This is a genomic window from Pantoea sp., assembly GCF_028283705.1.
GTDB lineage: Bacteria > Pseudomonadota > Gammaproteobacteria > Enterobacterales > Enterobacteriaceae > Pantoea.
This window is the reverse complement of the sequence record NZ_JAPWKD010000001.1, coordinates 121,203-137,565: the sequence shown is the minus strand read 5'-3', so window position 1 is coordinate 137,565 and position 16,363 is coordinate 121,203. Positions and strand designations below refer to the sequence as shown.

The following is a 16,363-nucleotide window of genomic DNA, read 5'->3' as shown; positions in this document are numbered from 1 at the left end:
ACGGCAGTCACAATAGAGCAGGTGATAATAATTATCAATTTTATCTGTGTTACTAAACACCAAAAAAAAGCGCGGACATTGCCGCGTCTTTCAATATGTTGCAATCACTCTTTAAACGTCGGGAATTCCATTTCGCTGTATTTCACAAAGCGGGAACCCCGTACCAGTTTGTAACCCAACCAAATCACCAAAAATAGCGGAATACCAATATAGGTTGCCGCTACGCCGTACCAGTCGATACGGTCAGCAAGGAAGGCCTGGTAGTTCTGACCGAGGGTGATAATCAAACACAATATAAAGGCGAAAATCGGCCCGATGGGGAAGAAGCCCGAGCGATAAGGTAAATCTGCCAGATCGCGCCCCTGCGCGGTGTAACCACGACGGAAACGATAGTGGCTGATGGCAATCCCCAGCCAGGCGATAAAGCCGGTCATACCTGAAGTATTCAGCAGCCACAGATACACTTCCTGGTTGCCAAATTTGGAGGTCAGGAAGCACAGGCCAGCCACTACGGTGGTGGCAATCAACGCATTGCGCGGAACACCGCCTTTCGACAGTTTGGCGAAAATACGCGGCGCTTTGCCTTCACTTGCCAGGTTAAACAGCATACGGGTGGAAGCATACATACCGGAGTTGCCGGCTGACAGCACCGCCGTCAGGATAACCGCGTTCATTACCGCCGCAGCCGACAGCAGACCGGCATTCTGGAACACCAGGGTAAACGGGCTGATGCTGATATCTTTGATATCGTTGTGCAGCAGCTTTGGATCGGTGTAAGGCAGAATCAGGCTGATAATCAGAATCGCAAAGACATAAAACAGCAGGATACGCCAGAACACCTGACGCACCGCGCGTGGAATGTTCTTTGCCGGATCTTCTGATTCACCGGCAGCGATACCGATCAGCTCAGTCCCCTGGAACGAGAAACCGACAATCATCGCCACACCAATCATCGCCGCAAAGCCACCGGCGAAAGGCGCATCACCTACCGTCCAGTTGTGCCAGCCTGCGTTTTCCGCGCCGCGCATAATGCCAACGATCATCAGCACACCCACCACGATAAAGATGATGACGGTGGCGACCTTGATCAGGGAGAACCAGTATTCCGCTTCACCAAAACCTTTTACGGAAATGTAGTTGAGCAGGAACATCAGGCCGAGGAACAGCGCGCTCCAGATCCAGCCTGGGGTATCGGGGAACCAGTAGTTCATCACCAGCTGAGATGCGACGAGGTCAACAGCAATGGTGACTGCCCAGTTGTACCAGTAGTTCCAGCCGAGGGCGAAACCGAAGCCTTCCTCAACATATTTTGCGCCGTAAGTCGCGAAGGAGCCGGACACCGGCATAAATGCGGCCAGCTCGCCGAGGCTGGTCATCAGGAAGTAAACCATCAGGCCAATCAGCGCGTAAGAGAGCAGTGCGCCACCTGGGCCTGCCTGTGAAATCGTTGCGCCCGAGGCGACAAAGAGGCCTGTTCCGATCGATCCGCCAATGGCGATCATCGTCAGATGACGTGCCTTTAATTCGCGTCGTAACGCAGGTTGTTGTGTTGTTTTTGAGTCATTATGCATGTGTAAACGCTATGCCGGATAAAAATAAGGCGCGATTGTAGCAGCTAAGCCTGCTCTGTATAGCATTCACGTCGGGTTATTAGTTACCTTCATAATCGCCACGAAATTATTAGCCGCTGCGTTTGTGTTTACTCGCGGCAATAGGTTAAAAAGCGGTTAAGCGCCTTGGAGAGATGTTTCTGGCGATGGTGGATGCGATACAAAGTGCGCGTCAGACGCGGCAGCGGCACCGCCACTTCCACCAACGTGCCCGCCTCCAGCAAATCGGCGATCACCCGCCGTGACAGGCAGCTAATGCCCATGCCGTGGCGTACCGCATGTTTGATCGCCTCCGAGTTGCCCAGCTCCATACCCAGTTGAAACTGCGGCAGATGGGACAACAGCAGATAATCGACGATTTCACGCGTACCGGAGCCACGTTCACGCAGGATCCACGGCGCAGCAGCCAGGCTTTCCAGAGTGACGGGCTGTTGCAGAATGGCGGCATCCGGTGCGGCAAACACCACCAGCTCATCCTCCAGCCATGGCTCGCTGATCAGTTCGGGCACATGGCACGGCCCTTCAATCAGGCCAATATCGACCCGGAAATCCGCCACCGCATTAATGGCATCCTGACTGTTGCCGACGCTTAGCTCCAGCGGCAGCGCAGGAAAATCGCGACGATAAGCAGCGATCATCCCCGGCAGCAGATAGTTGCCGATGGTGCTGCTGGCGAACAGACGAATGGCGCCATTGTCTTCTTTAAACAATTGTTCGATTTCACCCGCCTGTTCCAGTAACCCCACCGCGCGCGGATAGAGTAAGCGCCCATGTTCGTTCAAAACCAGCCGTTTGCCGACGCGGTCGAACAGTTGCACACCAAGCTGGCTCTCGAGGTCCGCCAGCGCAGCACTCACCGCCGACTGGGACAGAGCCAATACCTGCGAAGCCTGAGTCGTGGAACCACTCTTCAGCACTTCGGTAAAAACTTCGATCTGACGCAGCGTAATGTGCACGCGCCCTCCTCACATTGCTTACCACTAATCATGGTTAATTATTAATGTATTATCAATTTTAGTTTTATACCAGCTACACTAGTCATTATATGGAGAATCCAGCTCGGGAATAGCGTTTATCCCCGATTGACGACGCAATGTGGTGTAGCGTGTTGATTGATGTAATGACGATGGCGGGATGCAGAATATGCTGGTATGGCGTAGACGCATTGATTGAGGTGAGGTTTCTTGCCAGCTCACAAATAAATAATCGCCGAGTTATCGTTGCTGGCAATATCACCACCTTCTGAACCCAGATCAATGTGCACTGTCTGGTTCCGGAATGATATACACGCTGGCATTGTTATATCCCGTAATATTGCTGCCACGTTCTATACAACGGACCAGGAGTTTTGTGGCGGAATCCAGACGCGATTTGATTTCTCGCAGGGCAGATAAACATCTGCTTCCGCAGGTATAAAGATCAATACTGATGTAATGACTTTTAGGGTAAGTATGGTAAGAAAGATGAGATTCGCTGAGTAAAAACAAACCGGTTACACCCTCACCTTCTGCCGTGAACTTTTGTGAGAGATAGCCAATAACGTTAAGTTCCGTTACGCTCAGGACTTCTGCGAAAAACTTTTGCAACCGCACTTCATCTTGCAGGAAACACTCATCGTTGATAACAATATCCAAAACATAATGACAGACCTTATCTTCCATAATAAAACCCCATTTACTTTCAATTTTATAAACTCAGGATCTGAAAATCATAAAAACAACTTAGTAAATATACTAACCAATTTAATTAAGATGAGATCGTCAAATACTAATATCTGTGATCGGAATCATGAAAAACATTAATTACATCCAAATGAATGGTTTTTATTAACCATTCAAACCTGATTGATCAACTTGCTCATATCATTATAAACCGAGTCCACTTTAACCCCTCAGCTGTTTCCATTTTAAGCGGACACTCATCCTGCAATAATAAGAGTATGCAATGTCTGGCATTGTTCTTTTCTCAGATTTGGCGTTTTAACGCCCTGAGTCACCCGGGGCAATACCCGGGCTTTGCACATACAAGATATATCTGAGATACTTATTAATATTGCGTTGATTTTAAACTTATTTAAACAACAGAAAAACAGACATGCCGCAGTACATTTCGCGGTTAATAGCAGGAGAATGTCATGAAATATATCGGCGCACATGTCAGTGCATCAGGCGGCGTAGACCAGGCAGTGATCCGTGCCCATGAACTGGAAGCCACGGCGTTCGCGCTGTTCACCAAAAATCAGCGCCAGTGGAAGGCTGCGCCGCTTTCAGGTGAGGTGATTGATGCGTTTAAGACAGCCTGCGAAACCTATAAATTTACGCCGGGCCAGATTTTACCGCACGACAGCTATCTGATTAATCTCGGCCATCCGGTGATGGAAGCGCTGGAGAAATCCCGCGATGCGTTTATTGATGAAATGCAGCGTGCCGAACAGCTCGGCCTGACCTTGCTAAATTTCCATCCGGGCAGCCATCTGCAACAAATTGATGAGCAGGCGTGCCTGAAGCGTATCGCAGAATCTATCAATATTGCGCTGGATAAGACGCACAATGTCACCGCAGTGATCGAAAACACCGCAGGCCAGGGAAGCAACCTCGGTTTTCGCTTCGAACATCTCGCCACCATTATTGAGCATGTGGAAGATAAATCACGCGTCGGTGTTTGTATTGATACCTGCCATGCCTTTGCCGGGGGTTATGACCTGCGCACGGAAGATGCCTGTGTCGCGACCTTTAATGAATTTGAACGCATTGTCGGATTTCAATATCTGCGCGGCATGCATCTGAATGATGCCAAGAGCACGCTTGGCAGCCGTGTTGACCGTCACCATAGCCTTGGCGAAGGTAATATCGGCAAGACGGTGTTTAGCTGGCTGATGAAAGATGCACGCTTTGATGGTATTCCAATGATCCTGGAAACCATCAATCCGGATATCTGGAAAGACGAGATTGCATGGCTGAAGTCGGAGCAACAGAGATAAAAAAAGGGGCGGCCTTGTGGACCGCCCCTTTGCTATGCCTGGTGTTGGCGTCGATAAACGTTATCAGGCGGCTTTAGCCAGCTCTTCTTCCGGACGTTTCAGGATAGCGTAGCCCAGGCCCGCCACCGCAGTACCAATCACGATGGACATCAGGTAACCCAGCACCGGTGTAATCGCTCCCGGAATCAGCAACACAAACAGACCACCGTGCGGTGCCATCAGTTTGGCACCAATCGCCATTGAAATCGCACCGGTCACCGCACCACCAATGATACAGCACGGCAGTACACGCATCGGGTCACGGGCGGCAAACGGAATCGCACCTTCAGAAATGAAGCACAGACCCAGCACCAGCGCTGCCTTACCACCTTCCTGCTGACCTTTGTTGAACTTACGACGAGCCACGATAGTCGCCAGACCCATGGCCAGCGGCGGAACCATACCGGCGGCCATAATTGCAGCCATCGGGGCGTAGGTCTGCGAACTCAACAGGCCAACACCAAACGCATAAGCCACTTTGTTCACCGGACCACCCATATCGGTACACATCATGCCACCGAGGATAGCACCCAGCAGAACCGCGTTAGCCGTACCCATGTTTGCCAGCCAGTGAGTCAGGCCGCTCATGATGCCCGCTACCGGTTTACCCACCACATAAATCATCAGCAGGCCGGTAATCAGGCTGGCAACCAGCGGAATGATCAGTATCGGCTTCAATGCCTCCATACTCTGCGGCAGCTTCACTTTGCTGCTGAGCATCTTCGCGGCGTAACCGGCAATAAAACCAGCGATAATCCCGCCAAGGAAACCGGCGTTAATGCTGGTAGCGATCATACCGCCAATCAGGCCAGGGGTCAGACCGGGACGGTCTGCAATGGAGAAGGCGATAAAACCTGCCAGCACCGGCACCATCAGGGCGAACGCGCTGCCGCCACCAATCTGCATCAATGCTGCCGCCAGGGTACCCGGCTCTTTAAATGCGGTGATACCAAACGCAAACGACAGTGCGATGCTCAGACCACCCGCAACCACCATCGGCAGCATGTAAGACACACCGGTCAGCAGATGACGATACGCGCCCGCTTTCTCTTGTTTGTCTTCCTGACCACCTGAAGCGCGCGCGCCACTCGGCTGGTAAGGTTTGGCTTCAGTCTGTGCTTTATCCAGCTCCTGGGCGGTTTTCTTCAGCGCCAGGCTGGTTGAGGTGCGATACATCGGCTTACCGGCGAATTTCGCCAGATCCACATCGATATCTGCTGCCACCACCACCAAATCAGCCGCCGCCACTTCTTCCGGGGTGATGGCATTGCCAGCACCCACTGAGCCGCGGGTTTCCACTTTCACCCACCAGCCACGTTTTTTGGCTTCGGCTTCAATCGCTTCAGCTGCCATAAAGGTATGGGCAACACCGGTCGGACAGGCTGTCACTGCAACGATGCGCTTCTGACCGCTGCTCTGCGCCACAGCCGGTGCGGCAACAGCCACGTTTTGTACCGTCTGAGCATTAGCTTTTGCCTGATTGATCGTTGCCAGCGGATCGCGCAGCAGCTGCTGCACATCAACCAGCGCCAGTGATTTGCCTGCCAGCTGCGCATCGTGCGGTGCGTTGTGACCCGCCACCAGCACCAGATCGGCGTCAGCGGCGTTTTCGGTAAGGGTAAGACCAGCCTGCGCCGCGACAGCACGCAGACTTTCCATCGCTAAATGTCCTGAGGCGAGGCCCAGGGAAGAATCTTTAATCAGCAGCGTTTTCATTATACCTCTCCTGCTGTTAGTTAACGGGTTGTAAGTCAACACGCGCCATCATCGCGGCCAACTGGGTACGATCGGTAACCCCTACGTTGCTCTGGCTGACAGCCATGGCCGCCACCGCCGTTGCAAGGCGCAGGGTATGTTCACTGGACTCACGCATCAGCAGGCCATAAATCAACCCGCCAACCATAGAATCCCCGGCACCTACGGTGCTGACCACTTCACACGCAGGTGGTTTGGCAATCCATTCGCCTGAAGCATTCACCCACAGCGCCCCTTCTGCTCCGAGTGAAATCACTACATGGGCGATGCCCTGTTCGCGCAGTTCATGCGCGGCGTCAATCACATCCTTCAGCGTCGGCAGCTTGCGTCCGGCCCAGATTTCCAGCTCGCGACGGTTGGGTTTCACCAGCCAGGGCGCGGCTTTCAGACCCGCGACCAGCGCCTCACGGCTGCTGTCGAAAATAATGCATGGACACTGGGTACGCAGATCGCTCATCCATTTTGTGAACGCTTCTGGTGCCACACCCGCAGGCAGGCTGCCGCTGACACACACCATGTCGAACTGACCCAGCCAGGTCAGAGAATCTGCTGTGAAGCGATCCCAGTCCTGGGTGGTAACGTCAAAACCCGAGAAATTCAGGTCGGTCACTTCGCCGTCTTTTTCCGTCAGTTTGACGTTAATACGGGTACGGCCCTGCACCACCTGAAAGCGGTTGGCGATACCCAGCTCGCTGAACAGTTGCTGGAAACCATCCTGGTTCTCTTTACCCAGGAAACCGCCAACGGTGACATCAATACCTAAGTCCTTCAGTACCTTAGCGACATTGATGCCCTTACCTGCGGCATGCAAACCGGTGGTTTTTACCAGGTTCACTTCCCCACGTTCGATCTCCGGCGTAAAGCCAACCAGATCGTACGCCGGGTTCAGAGTGATGGTGGCTACGCGACGACTCATGCTACCCCCTCGCCCAGGCCACTATTAATGGCCTCTTCAATGGCACTCAGTGCCTGCTGTGCATCTTCGCCGCTGGCAGTAAAGCGCAGGCGGTGACCTTTTTTGACGCCAAGCGCCACCACTTTCATCAGGCTGCGGCCATTGGCTGGTTTACCGCTGCCATCGAGGTTAGTGACGGTGATTTCGCTGTTGAACTGCTTGATAACGGTAACCAGCGCCGTACCCGGACGGGCATGCAGGCCATGTTCGTTACGAATGGTGAACTCTGCGGTCAGCACATCGGCCTGCTCATCTACTTCACTGGTCAGCAGCGCCAGAATCCCGGCGGCATCTGCTTTCAGCAGACGTTCAGCTTTGCTGGCATGCAGCAAGCTGCTGAGGTAACCCAGCACTTCCAGCGGACGGTTGTCGCTGGCGGCAACCGTTACCAGCAGCGCTACGTTTGCACCGGCATGGTCAAAAGGCGTTGCTGCACGGCTGACTGCGACGCCGCTGTTCAGGTTACCTACCGGGCTGTCGCTCAGCCAGATACCCTGCCCGAGGTTTAACGGGGCGTTAGACACGACGTTAGCGACGAAACTGGCATCGACGGCCCCTGCCGCCTGCAGGCGACCGGCATTCAGCGCTTGCAGCGTCATCAGATCGCTGGCAGCTACATCAACAGCGATCAGCGAGGTATCGAACTGGAATTCCGCAGCCTGCTTCTCACCCATCAGCAGCGCGCGCAGGTCTTCCGCTGAAGCGGTTTTCAGTTGTTCAGCAATGCTGTCGTCGCTGAGTACATGAGTCAGCTGACGCAACAGCGCGAGATGTTCGTCGGATTTTGCAGCGATACCGATAGCGACATAGGCCGTCTGACCGTCGCCCCATGCCACACCCTGCGGAAACTGGAAAACCTGTACGCCCGTTTTCAGCACTAAATCACGGGTATCCGTGGTGCCGTGTGGGATGGCGATGCCGTTACCCAGGAAAGTGGTGGTTTGCTGTTCACGCGCCAGCATGCCGTTAACGTAGCCTTCAGCTACATTGCCCGCAGCGGTTAATGCCGCCGCAACCTGACGAATGGCCTCTTCTTTATTCTGTGCACTTGCACCGGTATGAATGGCCTGAACTTCGAGCTGGAACATATTTCTCCTCGCTTGCTGAATTGAATCGTTTCAGCTTGATGGCGAAAAAATACGCTGTACGACATCGGCTTAGCCGGGACGACAACGCTGAAACGTTTCAGGGAATATGGTACAGCTGTGCCAGGCAGGCAAGAAAATGCGTAAATGGCGTAGCAGATTTTTGAAGCGACGCACACTTCAGAGGTGATTTAGGAATTTAGCCAAATGCCACGCTGACGTTTTTGCTGTAACGCAAGCGTCATTTAAGGCAAATGCTTCAGCAACATGTCAGCAAAAATTCAGGGAGCGGTATCGGCTTCTAATTTAAGCAGAAAAGTCATGGCATCAGCACGGCTGTTGCCGCACATTTCAGCGCTGGGCTGCAGGCTGCCACACACCGCCGGGCGCAACGGCGAACCGAATATTTTACAACGCAGCTGCGCATCAAGCTGAATGCAAGGGGTATTCGCCGGTTTGCCGTTGGGCATACCCGGGATCGGGGAAGAGATGGAAGCAGCAATGCAACAGGCACCGCAATGGTCACGACACAACATCACGCGCTCCTGCACGGGGATTTCGGCGCGACAATAGCAGGCTGTCCTCAGGAACACCATCCCGCATTCCCTAAATTTTGCGCTAGTCCGCTTGCCTGTTTTTCATCGCGCGGGTAACGTGGCGCGATCTATTCTCTCTTAGCGAGTAACACACGATGCCAAAGGCAAACGAAATTAAAAAAGGAATGGCGCTCACCTGGAACGGCAAACTGCTGCTGGTGAAAGATATCGACATTCAAAGCCCCAGCGCACGCGGTGCGGCTACCCTGTATAAGATGCGTTTTACTGACGTGCGCACGGGCATGAAAGTCGAAGAACGCTTTAAAGGCGATGACATCCTGGAAGCCATCACCCTGACCCGCCGCTTCGTCTCCTTCTCTTATATAGATGGCGATGAGTACGTGTTTATGGATGATGAAGATTTCACGCCATACACCTTCAAAAAAGATCAGATCGAAGAAGAGTTGCTGTTTATTCCTGAAGGCGGCATGCCGGGCATGCAGGTTCTGACAATGGATGGCCAGCTGCTGGCACTGGAACTGCCGCAAACGGTTGACCTGGAGATTGTTGATACTTCACCAGGCATCAAAGGCGCTTCCGCCAGCGCACGCACGAAACCCGCCGGGATGAGTACGGGTCTGGTTATCCAGGTGCCGGAATATCTCAGCAACGGCGACCGTATTCGTATTCATATCGCCGAACGTCGCTATATGGGACGCTCTGACTAAGTAAACCGCGCTGTCCGGCGCGCAGAAAATGTTATAGTATAACAATCTGTTGTGCGCGCCGGATGGATATTTCCCGCGCGCGTTGTTCTCGTTTGCTGAGGCATGATTGTGACGCACGTAAATGTTATTACCGGATTTCTCGGTAGCGGCAAAACCACCGCTCTGCTGCATCTGTTAGCCAGTAAGCCTGCCGATGAAAACTGGGCGGTACTGGTCAATGAGTTTGGCGACATTGGCATTGATGGCGCATTGCTCGCCGATCGCGGTGCCACGCTGAAAGAGATCCCTGGTGGCTGTATGTGCTGCGTTAATGGCCTGCCATTGCAGGTGGGTCTGAATATGCTGCTGAAGCAAACCAAACCTGACCGCCTGCTGATTGAACCCACCGGCCTTGGACATCCCAAACAGTTGCTGAATATGCTGCGCGCTGCGGTATATCAGCCGTGGCTGCAAGTCGATGCCACGCTGACATTACTCGATCCCCGCCATCTGGCTGACCCGCGCATTGTGCAGAATGAAAATTTCCAGGATCAGCTCACCGCCGCCGATATCGTCATTGCCACCAAAAGCGATCGCTGGAGTGACGAGGATCGTCAGTTGCTTGCAGACTGGCGTCAGCAGCAGCTCGGCGATCGTCAGTGGGTGGAAGCAGCCTGGGGAGAGATCGATCCCGCCCTGCTCAGCCAGCGGGGATTGGCCGATCGTGCGGTTCCGGAGGCGTTGCATCATCACGCTGAATCACGTCCACAAGGGCTGGCAGCGCTCAAACTTGACGGCCAGGCACGCTGGCGGCGAGCGCTCAATGAAGGCCAGGGGTATGCCTCCTGTGGCTGGATTTTTGATGGTGATACGGTATTTGATACCATCAAAATCCTTGAGTGGGCGCGGCTTGCGCCGGTAGATCGGGTGAAAGGCGTGCTACGCACTGCGGAGGGTTTAGTCACCATTAATCGTCAGGGTGAGGACTTGTTTATCGAGACGCGCCCGACGACACCACCCGACAGCCGTATTGAATTGATCCATCATCAACCCGTTGACTGGAACCTGTTACAGACCGGGCTGTTGAAGATTCGTTTAAAATAGATGCGGTACGTTTTGCCGTTATTTTTCTTTTTTGAGTTGGACTATGCGCGCTTCACGTTTATTCACCATCCTGCTCCTTAATGTGCTGGGTGTGGTGATTTTCTTTTCCTGGTATCTGCCGCCTGAACACGGTTTCTGGTTTGGTCTCGACAAAGCCATTTTCTTCGGTTTCAACGATCAGATGGTCGTGCATCACGGTTTTGCACTGCTAGTGGCGATCACTAACTTCCGCGGTTTTGACCTGGTTTCACTGCTGGCAATGGGTTCACTCTATATGTGGTTCTGGCGACGCGAAACGCCACAGGGCCGTCGCCGTATGCTGGCGATTGGCATTACCATGCTGCTGACCGCCGTCATCCTCAACCAACTGGGGCATTTAATCCCGGTGCAGCACGCCAGCCCGACGCTGTTTTTTGAACACGTTCATCGCGTGAGTGAACTCACCGGTATTCCGGCTAAAGATGCCTCAAGCGACAGCTTCCCGGGTGACCACGGTATGATGCTGATGATCTTCGCCTGCTTTATGTGGCGCTATTTCGGTTGCCGAGCTTTCCTGATGGGTTTACTGATTGTGGTGGTATTTGGCCTGCCTCGCGTGATGGCGGGTGCACACTGGTTTACTGATATCGCCGTGGGTTCGTTGTCAGTGGTATTAGTGGGCCTGAGCTGGTGGTTGCTAACGCCAGCCAGTGACAAATTAGTTAACTGGCTGTATCGCTCTTTACCGGGCAAACATAAGCCGCAGGCATAATTGTTTAGCGCGAGTGATCAAAGCGTAAAATAGCGATCGCTCGCGCTTAATGAAACCAGAAATAGATTATTAGCCTGCTAATAAATTTCTTATAAAAAGAAAAGATTATGATGGAATTCGCCGCACAATAGCCTTTTTCCTAAGCTGTCCAGTCAGAACCCTCTTAAAATCGGCCTTAACGCCAGAATTAGCCCCTGATCCCACCGCTATTTCCCTGTTTAAACGCTGCCAGTTGTCGATAAAGTAGCCATTGTGTTACGGATTGATTTCACATCGAAAAAACCTATAAAAATTTATATAAAAGCACTCGCCACGCGGTCTGTAATCGGTTAACCTCAAACGCAATTAGTAGGTGAACAGCATAAAATGTGGTTCCGAAGGCAACAAAAGTGTGTTCTTAAACACATTTTGGTAATTAAGGAATTGTCTTAGCTGCTCCCTCTTATTAATCTCGACTCGTTTTGTCATCTGGCTGGCGACATTTTGTCGTAAGGATTTCGAAGGAAAACACCCATAATGGTCAAGTCTCAACCAATTCTGAGATACCTCAGGCGGATTATTCCCGCAGTAGCTCTGGCAACACTTTTATCGGCATGTAGCAGTACCCATAACGGTCAGAACGCGAATAACGAGAATCATGAAGTTAACAACCAGAATGGTTTTTTACTTCAGGCGTCTCAGGACGAATTCGAACAGATGGTGCGGAACGTGGATATCAAATCCCGCATCATGGACCAATACGATGACTGGAAAGGCGTGCGTTATCGTTTAGGCGGTGACACTAAGCGCGGCATCGATTGTTCTGCTTTTGTTCAGCGCACCTTTCGCGAACAGTTTGGTTTAGATCTTCCGCGTTCAACCTATGAACAGGAAGATACAGGTAAGCAGGTTTCACGCACGAAACTGCGTCCGGGTGATTTAGTGCTGTTCCGCGCCGGCTCCACCGGTCGCCACGTTGGCATCTATCTGGGCAATGACAACTTTGTGCACGCCTCCACCAGCAGTGGTGTGATGATTTCCAGCCTTAACGACAGTTACTGGAAAGCACGTTACCGTGAAGCACGGCGTGTTTTGGGACGAAATCCCAGCTAATGAATCCCCTTTGAAGATCCTCTCAGCCAGAGAATCAGAAAACGCTGCCCCGGCAGCGTTTTTTTTCGTCTGTCATTTTTTTCCCCATCAAAATCGATAAAAAGTTTTTGAGAATCAAAAATATAACAAGACTTTTCGCGCGCTCTCGTTATATTCTCGTTTACTTACTTACCCCAACTAATTCGGCTCAGAAGCTGGTGTAAAACACAGCGGTGGCCGGGCTAATGACGGGGCTACACCAGAGAGTAGTAGTGCGCAGTTAACATAATAAAATGGCAAGACAAGGGGAATTCACTCCATGCCACTGTCGGGGACGTTTAAACGTCATGCAACCTATTCGCGCCGAATCGCCTGGAGCAGCGTGATTGTCGGCGTTGTGTTCTTTCTGTTGTTTGTCACTGTGATGTTGACACTGGCCTGGCAAAAAAGAGTACAGCAGCATGCGCTGTTACTGACACACAGTCGGGACGATTTACAGCAGGTGATGACAACCCTGGTCGGTACCCTTTATCCGCTGCAACAATATACTCAGCTGGAGTGCAGCAACGTTGGTCGCGAACTCACCTCACGCGCGGCCTTTGCCGGTAATATTCGCGCCATTTTGCTGGTACGCGATGGTGACGCTTATTGTTCCTCTGCTACCGGTGCCTTCAGGTTACCGGTGAATGATATCTCCCCCGAATCTGAACTTGAACGCGATCGCGATGTGCGCTTGCTGGAAGGCACGCCGCTGCAACCCGCCAAACCTGCGCTGGCACTGTGGCTGAAAACCCCCGGCAAAGCGGAAACCGGCATCCTCACCACCATGAATCTCAGCCTGACACCTTATCAGTTGCTGGCTTCATACCATCCGGAAATCACCGGGATGGCGCTGATCGTGGGTGATCGGGCCATCATGAGTGGTAGCAATCAGGTGGTACGCGTCAGTGATTTGCCGCCGGCACTGGCCTCCATGTCGCTGAATAATGATGCGATGCGCTTTGTCCTGTTCGGTTCCATCCTCGCCTTACGTGATTATCATCTGATTCTGCTGAGTGGCATTCTGTTTGCTCTGGTGGTGGGAGGAACCTGCTGGCTGTTGCTGACGTTGCACCAACGCCCTGGCAAAGAGATAATGCAGGGGATTAAACGCGGCCAGTTCCATGTGGAATATCAGCCGCTGGTGACAGCCCATGATGGCCGACCCTATGGCGTCGAAGCCCTGCTACGCTGGACCCACCCCAGCGAAGGGTTGATCCCGCCCGATGCCTTTATCAGTTATGCCGAAGCACAGAATCTGATCATCCCCCTCACCCGCCATCTGTTTAAATTAGTCGCTCGCGATGCGCATGCCATGTGTGATCATCTGCCGCGCGGTACCCGGATGGGACTGAATTTGTCACCATTGCACCTGGCCTCAGACAGCTTCCGCAACGATGTACAAAACTGGATCGCCGATATGCCTGCTAATCACTTCAACTACGTGTTTGAGATAACTGAACGCACGATGGTGAAGGAAAAAAACGCCGGTGAAATCTTTGCCTGGCTGCATGATAACGATATCAAGATTGCTATTGATGACTTTGGTACCGGGCACAGCGCGCTGATTTATCTGGAAAGATATCCCTTCGATTATCTCAAAATCGACCGTGGTTTTGTGCAAAGCATCGGCACCGAAACCGTCACATCCCCGGTGCTGGATGCCGTGCTGCAACTGGCGAAAAAGCTCAACCTGAAAACCGTGGCAGAAGGTGTGGAAACAGGTGACCAGGCGGCCTGGCTGGTCAATCGTGGCGTCACCCATTTACAGGGCTATCTGTTTAGCCGCCCCTTGAAGCCGGAAAATCTGGTGGACTATTATCAGCAGCAGCAACTGGTTGCTGCCGGTTAACGTCACGCAAACGTCATGAAACTGCTACCATAAGGTGCGGATAACGAAAGGAGAGCGTCCCTCTTATGCTGCTTCGTTTAGTCACAGCGTTGCTGCTTGGCTGTGTAATGTCGCCATTGCATGCGGAAACCATCAACGAAAGCTATGCCTTTGCCAAACTGGGTGAGCCGAAGTATGTGGTGAACTTTACCCATTATGACTATGCCAATCCGGCCGCACCAAAAGGCGGCAAGCTGACCCTGGCCGTCATTGGCACTTACGATAACTTCAACCGTTATGCCTCGCGCGGCAACCCCGGCGCCGCAACCGATACCCTGTATGACGGCCTGTTCACGACCTCAGATGATGAGCCTGCCAGTTACTACCCTCTGATTGCCGAGTCGGCGCGTTATCCCAGCGATTTTCACTGGATGGAAGTCTCAATTAATCCTCATGCGCAATTTCAGGATGGCACACCGATTACCGCTCAGGATGTGGCTTTCACTTTTAACAAGTTCATGACCGAAGGGGTTCCCCAGTTCCGCGTGGCGTTTCGCGGTGTGGAAGTCAAAGCCCTGAACCGTCTGACGGTACGTATCAATCTACCTAAGCCGGATAAAGATCTGGCGTTGAGCTGGCTGACGTTGCCGGTGCTGCCAGAGAAGTTCTGGCAGAACAAAAAATTCAATGAACCCATTGGCTATCCACCGCTGGCCAGCGGGCCTTATCGCGTCACCTCTTACAAACCCGGGCAGTTTATCCAGTACAGCCGGGTGAAAAATTACTGGGCAGCCAATCTGCCGGTCAATCGCGGACGTTTTAACTTCGACACCATCCGCTATGACTACTACCTCGACGATAACGTGGCGTTTGAGGCGTTCAAAGCCGGGGCCTTCGATCTGCGTATAGAAGGCTCCGCAAAAAAATGGGCCACCCAATACCGGGGGCGCAACTTTGACAGCCACGCCATCGTCAAACAGGTGACGCCTAATGATGTCTCCACCAACACCAGTTGGCTGGCGTTCAACAATGAGAAGCCGCTGTTTAGCGATATCAGGGTTCGTCAGGCGCTCAGCCTGGCCTTTGATTTTGAATGGATGAATAAAGCACTGTTCTATGGTGCCTATAAGCGTACCAGTAGCTATTTTCAGAACACCGCGTATGCCGCAGCAGGCTACCCTGATGCCGCACAGCTGATTTTACTGGCACCATACAAGGATCAGTTACCAGCGGAAGTGTTTAACAACGAATACGCCCCACCCCATTCTGACGGCAGTGGTTTTGATCGCGGTAACCTGCTGAAAGCGATGGACCTGCTGAAAGAAGCAGGCTGGGAGATTAAGAACCAGCAACTGGTCAATGTTAAAACCGGCCAGCCGTTTCGTTTTGAACTGTTGCTGAACAGCGGCTCCAGCAATGACTGGACGCTACCATTCCAGCACAGCCTCGCACGGCTGGGTATTCAGGTTTCACTGCGTCAGGTGGATAGCTCGCAATATCTGCGTCGCCTGCGTCACGGCGATTATGATATGACGCCGTCGGTGTATTACGCCATGCCCTGGCCATCGACCGATCTGCAAACCATCTGGCAATCGGAGTACATCGAGTCAACATGGAATACTGCGCGGGTGAAAGATCCGATCATTGATCACTTCGTGCAGCAGATTGTCGCGGACCAGGGGAATGAGAAAGCGCTGCTGCCGCTGGGCCAGGCGCTGGATCGTATCCTGCTGTGGCGTGCCTATATGATCCCGATGTGGTTCAATGCCGAACAGCGGCTGGCTTACTGGGATAAATTCTCGCACCCCGAAATTAAGCCAGCCTTCGCCACCGGCCTGGAAAACTGGTGGTACGATGTGAACAAAGCCGCGCGTTTGCCGGCGGATCGACGCTGAGGAGT

General features: G+C 52.7%; 14 protein-coding genes. 7 read left to right on the top strand and 7 right to left on the bottom strand.

The window, feature by feature from the left end:
• Nucleotides 1-104: 104 nt before the first annotated feature.
• From PW844_RS00610 to PW844_RS00600, 3 genes are all read right to left on the bottom strand, one after another.
• The gene (locus PW844_RS00610; protein ID WP_299445481.1) at nucleotides 105-1,571 is read right to left on the bottom strand and encodes an amino acid permease; all 1,467 of its coding nucleotides are present in this window, start codon (nucleotides 1,569-1,571) and stop codon (nucleotides 105-107) included.
• Nucleotides 1,572-1,699: 128 nt separating this feature from the next.
• Entirely contained in the window at nucleotides 1,700-2,566 is an 867-nt protein-coding gene (gene yieE / locus PW844_RS00605) for a DNA-binding transcriptional regulator YeiE (RefSeq protein WP_299445479.1), read from the bottom strand.
• Between the two features lie 297 nt (nucleotides 2,567-2,863).
• A complete protein-coding gene (locus tag PW844_RS00600) occupies nucleotides 2,864-3,271 on the bottom strand; it encodes an S-adenosylmethionine decarboxylase family protein (protein ID WP_299445477.1) in 408 nt (135 codons plus the stop codon).
• 473 nt (nucleotides 3,272-3,744) lie between these two features.
• Between PW844_RS00600 and nfo the strand changes: the two genes are divergently transcribed.
• Complete coding sequence (gene nfo, locus PW844_RS00595) at nucleotides 3,745-4,590, top strand: deoxyribonuclease IV (protein WP_299445475.1); 846 nt, start codon at nucleotides 3,745-3,747, stop codon at nucleotides 4,588-4,590.
• A gap of 63 nt (nucleotides 4,591-4,653) precedes the next feature.
• On the opposite strand, the gene fruA is transcribed toward nfo, so the two are convergent.
• From fruA to PW844_RS00575, 4 genes are all read right to left on the bottom strand, one after another.
• On the bottom strand, nucleotides 4,654-6,345 hold the full coding sequence (fruA, locus tag PW844_RS00590; protein ID WP_299445473.1) for a PTS fructose transporter subunit IIBC: 1,692 nt from the start codon (nucleotides 6,343-6,345) through the stop codon (nucleotides 4,654-4,656).
• Nucleotides 6,346-6,361: 16 nt separating this feature from the next.
• Nucleotides 6,362-7,300: a 1-phosphofructokinase gene (fruK, locus tag PW844_RS00585; protein ID WP_299445471.1), complete on the bottom strand. Its 939-nt coding sequence runs from the start codon at nucleotides 7,298-7,300 to the stop codon at nucleotides 6,362-6,364.
• Nucleotides 7,297-8,427: a fused PTS fructose transporter subunit IIA/HPr protein gene (fruB, locus tag PW844_RS00580; protein WP_299445469.1), complete on the bottom strand. Its 1,131-nt coding sequence runs from the start codon at nucleotides 8,425-8,427 to the stop codon at nucleotides 7,297-7,299. Before fruB ends, fruK begins: the two co-directional genes overlap by 4 nt.
• 278 nt (nucleotides 8,428-8,705) lie before the next feature.
• A complete protein-coding gene (locus tag PW844_RS00575) occupies nucleotides 8,706-8,960 on the bottom strand; it encodes a YkgJ family cysteine cluster protein (RefSeq protein ID WP_299445467.1) in 255 nt (84 codons plus the stop codon).
• A gap of 155 nt (nucleotides 8,961-9,115) precedes the next feature.
• On the opposite strand from PW844_RS00575, the gene yeiP reads away from it, so the two are divergent.
• From yeiP to PW844_RS00545, 6 genes are all read left to right on the top strand, one after another.
• Nucleotides 9,116-9,688: an elongation factor P-like protein YeiP gene (gene yeiP, locus PW844_RS00570; protein WP_084876066.1), complete on the top strand. Its 573-nt coding sequence runs from the start codon at nucleotides 9,116-9,118 to the stop codon at nucleotides 9,686-9,688.
• Between the two features lie 108 nt (nucleotides 9,689-9,796).
• Complete coding sequence (locus PW844_RS00565) at nucleotides 9,797-10,771, top strand: GTP-binding protein (protein ID WP_299445464.1); 975 nt, start codon at nucleotides 9,797-9,799, stop codon at nucleotides 10,769-10,771.
• A 43-nt stretch (nucleotides 10,772-10,814) separates the two neighbouring features.
• Nucleotides 10,815-11,522 carry a phosphatase PAP2 family protein gene (locus PW844_RS00560; RefSeq protein ID WP_299445462.1) on the top strand — a complete coding sequence of 236 codons (708 nt, stop codon included), beginning with the start codon at nucleotides 10,815-10,817 and terminating at the stop codon, nucleotides 11,520-11,522.
• Nucleotides 11,523-12,038: 516 nt separating this feature from the next.
• Entirely contained in the window at nucleotides 12,039-12,614 is a 576-nt protein-coding gene (mepS, locus tag PW844_RS00555; protein WP_299445460.1) for a bifunctional murein DD-endopeptidase/murein LD-carboxypeptidase, read from the top strand.
• A 298-nt stretch (nucleotides 12,615-12,912) separates the two neighbouring features.
• Nucleotides 12,913-14,484, top strand: a complete 1,572-nt coding sequence (locus PW844_RS00550) for a cyclic di-GMP phosphodiesterase (protein ID WP_299445458.1) — start codon at nucleotides 12,913-12,915, stop codon at nucleotides 14,482-14,484.
• 65 nt (nucleotides 14,485-14,549) lie between these two features.
• Nucleotides 14,550-16,358: an extracellular solute-binding protein gene (locus PW844_RS00545; protein ID WP_299445456.1), complete on the top strand. Its 1,809-nt coding sequence runs from the start codon at nucleotides 14,550-14,552 to the stop codon at nucleotides 16,356-16,358.
• Nucleotides 16,359-16,363: the final 5 nt, after the last annotated feature.

Coding starts and splice junctions, on each gene's coding strand:
- PW844_RS00610 (WP_299445481.1), bottom strand. CDS start 1,571: ATGCATAATGACTCAAAAACAACACAACAACCTGCGTTACGACGCGAA.
- PW844_RS00600 (WP_299445477.1), bottom strand. CDS start 3,271: ATGGAAGATAAGGTCTGTCATTATGTTTTGGATATTGTTATCAACGAT.
- nfo (WP_299445475.1), top strand. CDS start 3,745: ATGAAATATATCGGCGCACATGTCAGTGCATCAGGCGGCGTAGACCAG.
- fruA (WP_299445473.1), bottom strand. CDS start 6,345: ATGAAAACGCTGCTGATTAAAGATTCTTCCCTGGGCCTCGCCTCAGGA.
- fruK (WP_299445471.1), bottom strand. CDS start 7,300: ATGAGTCGTCGCGTAGCCACCATCACTCTGAACCCGGCGTACGATCTG.
- fruB (WP_299445469.1), bottom strand. CDS start 8,427: ATGTTCCAGCTCGAAGTTCAGGCCATTCATACCGGTGCAAGTGCACAG.
- PW844_RS00575 (WP_299445467.1), bottom strand. CDS start 8,960: ATGTTGTGTCGTGACCATTGCGGTGCCTGTTGCATTGCTGCTTCCATC.
- yeiP (WP_084876066.1), top strand. CDS start 9,116: ATGCCAAAGGCAAACGAAATTAAAAAAGGAATGGCGCTCACCTGGAAC.
- PW844_RS00560 (WP_299445462.1), top strand. CDS start 10,815: ATGCGCGCTTCACGTTTATTCACCATCCTGCTCCTTAATGTGCTGGGT.
- mepS (WP_299445460.1), top strand. CDS start 12,039: ATGGTCAAGTCTCAACCAATTCTGAGATACCTCAGGCGGATTATTCCC.
- PW844_RS00550 (WP_299445458.1), top strand. CDS start 12,913: ATGCCACTGTCGGGGACGTTTAAACGTCATGCAACCTATTCGCGCCGA.
- PW844_RS00545 (WP_299445456.1), top strand. CDS start 14,550: ATGCTGCTTCGTTTAGTCACAGCGTTGCTGCTTGGCTGTGTAATGTCG.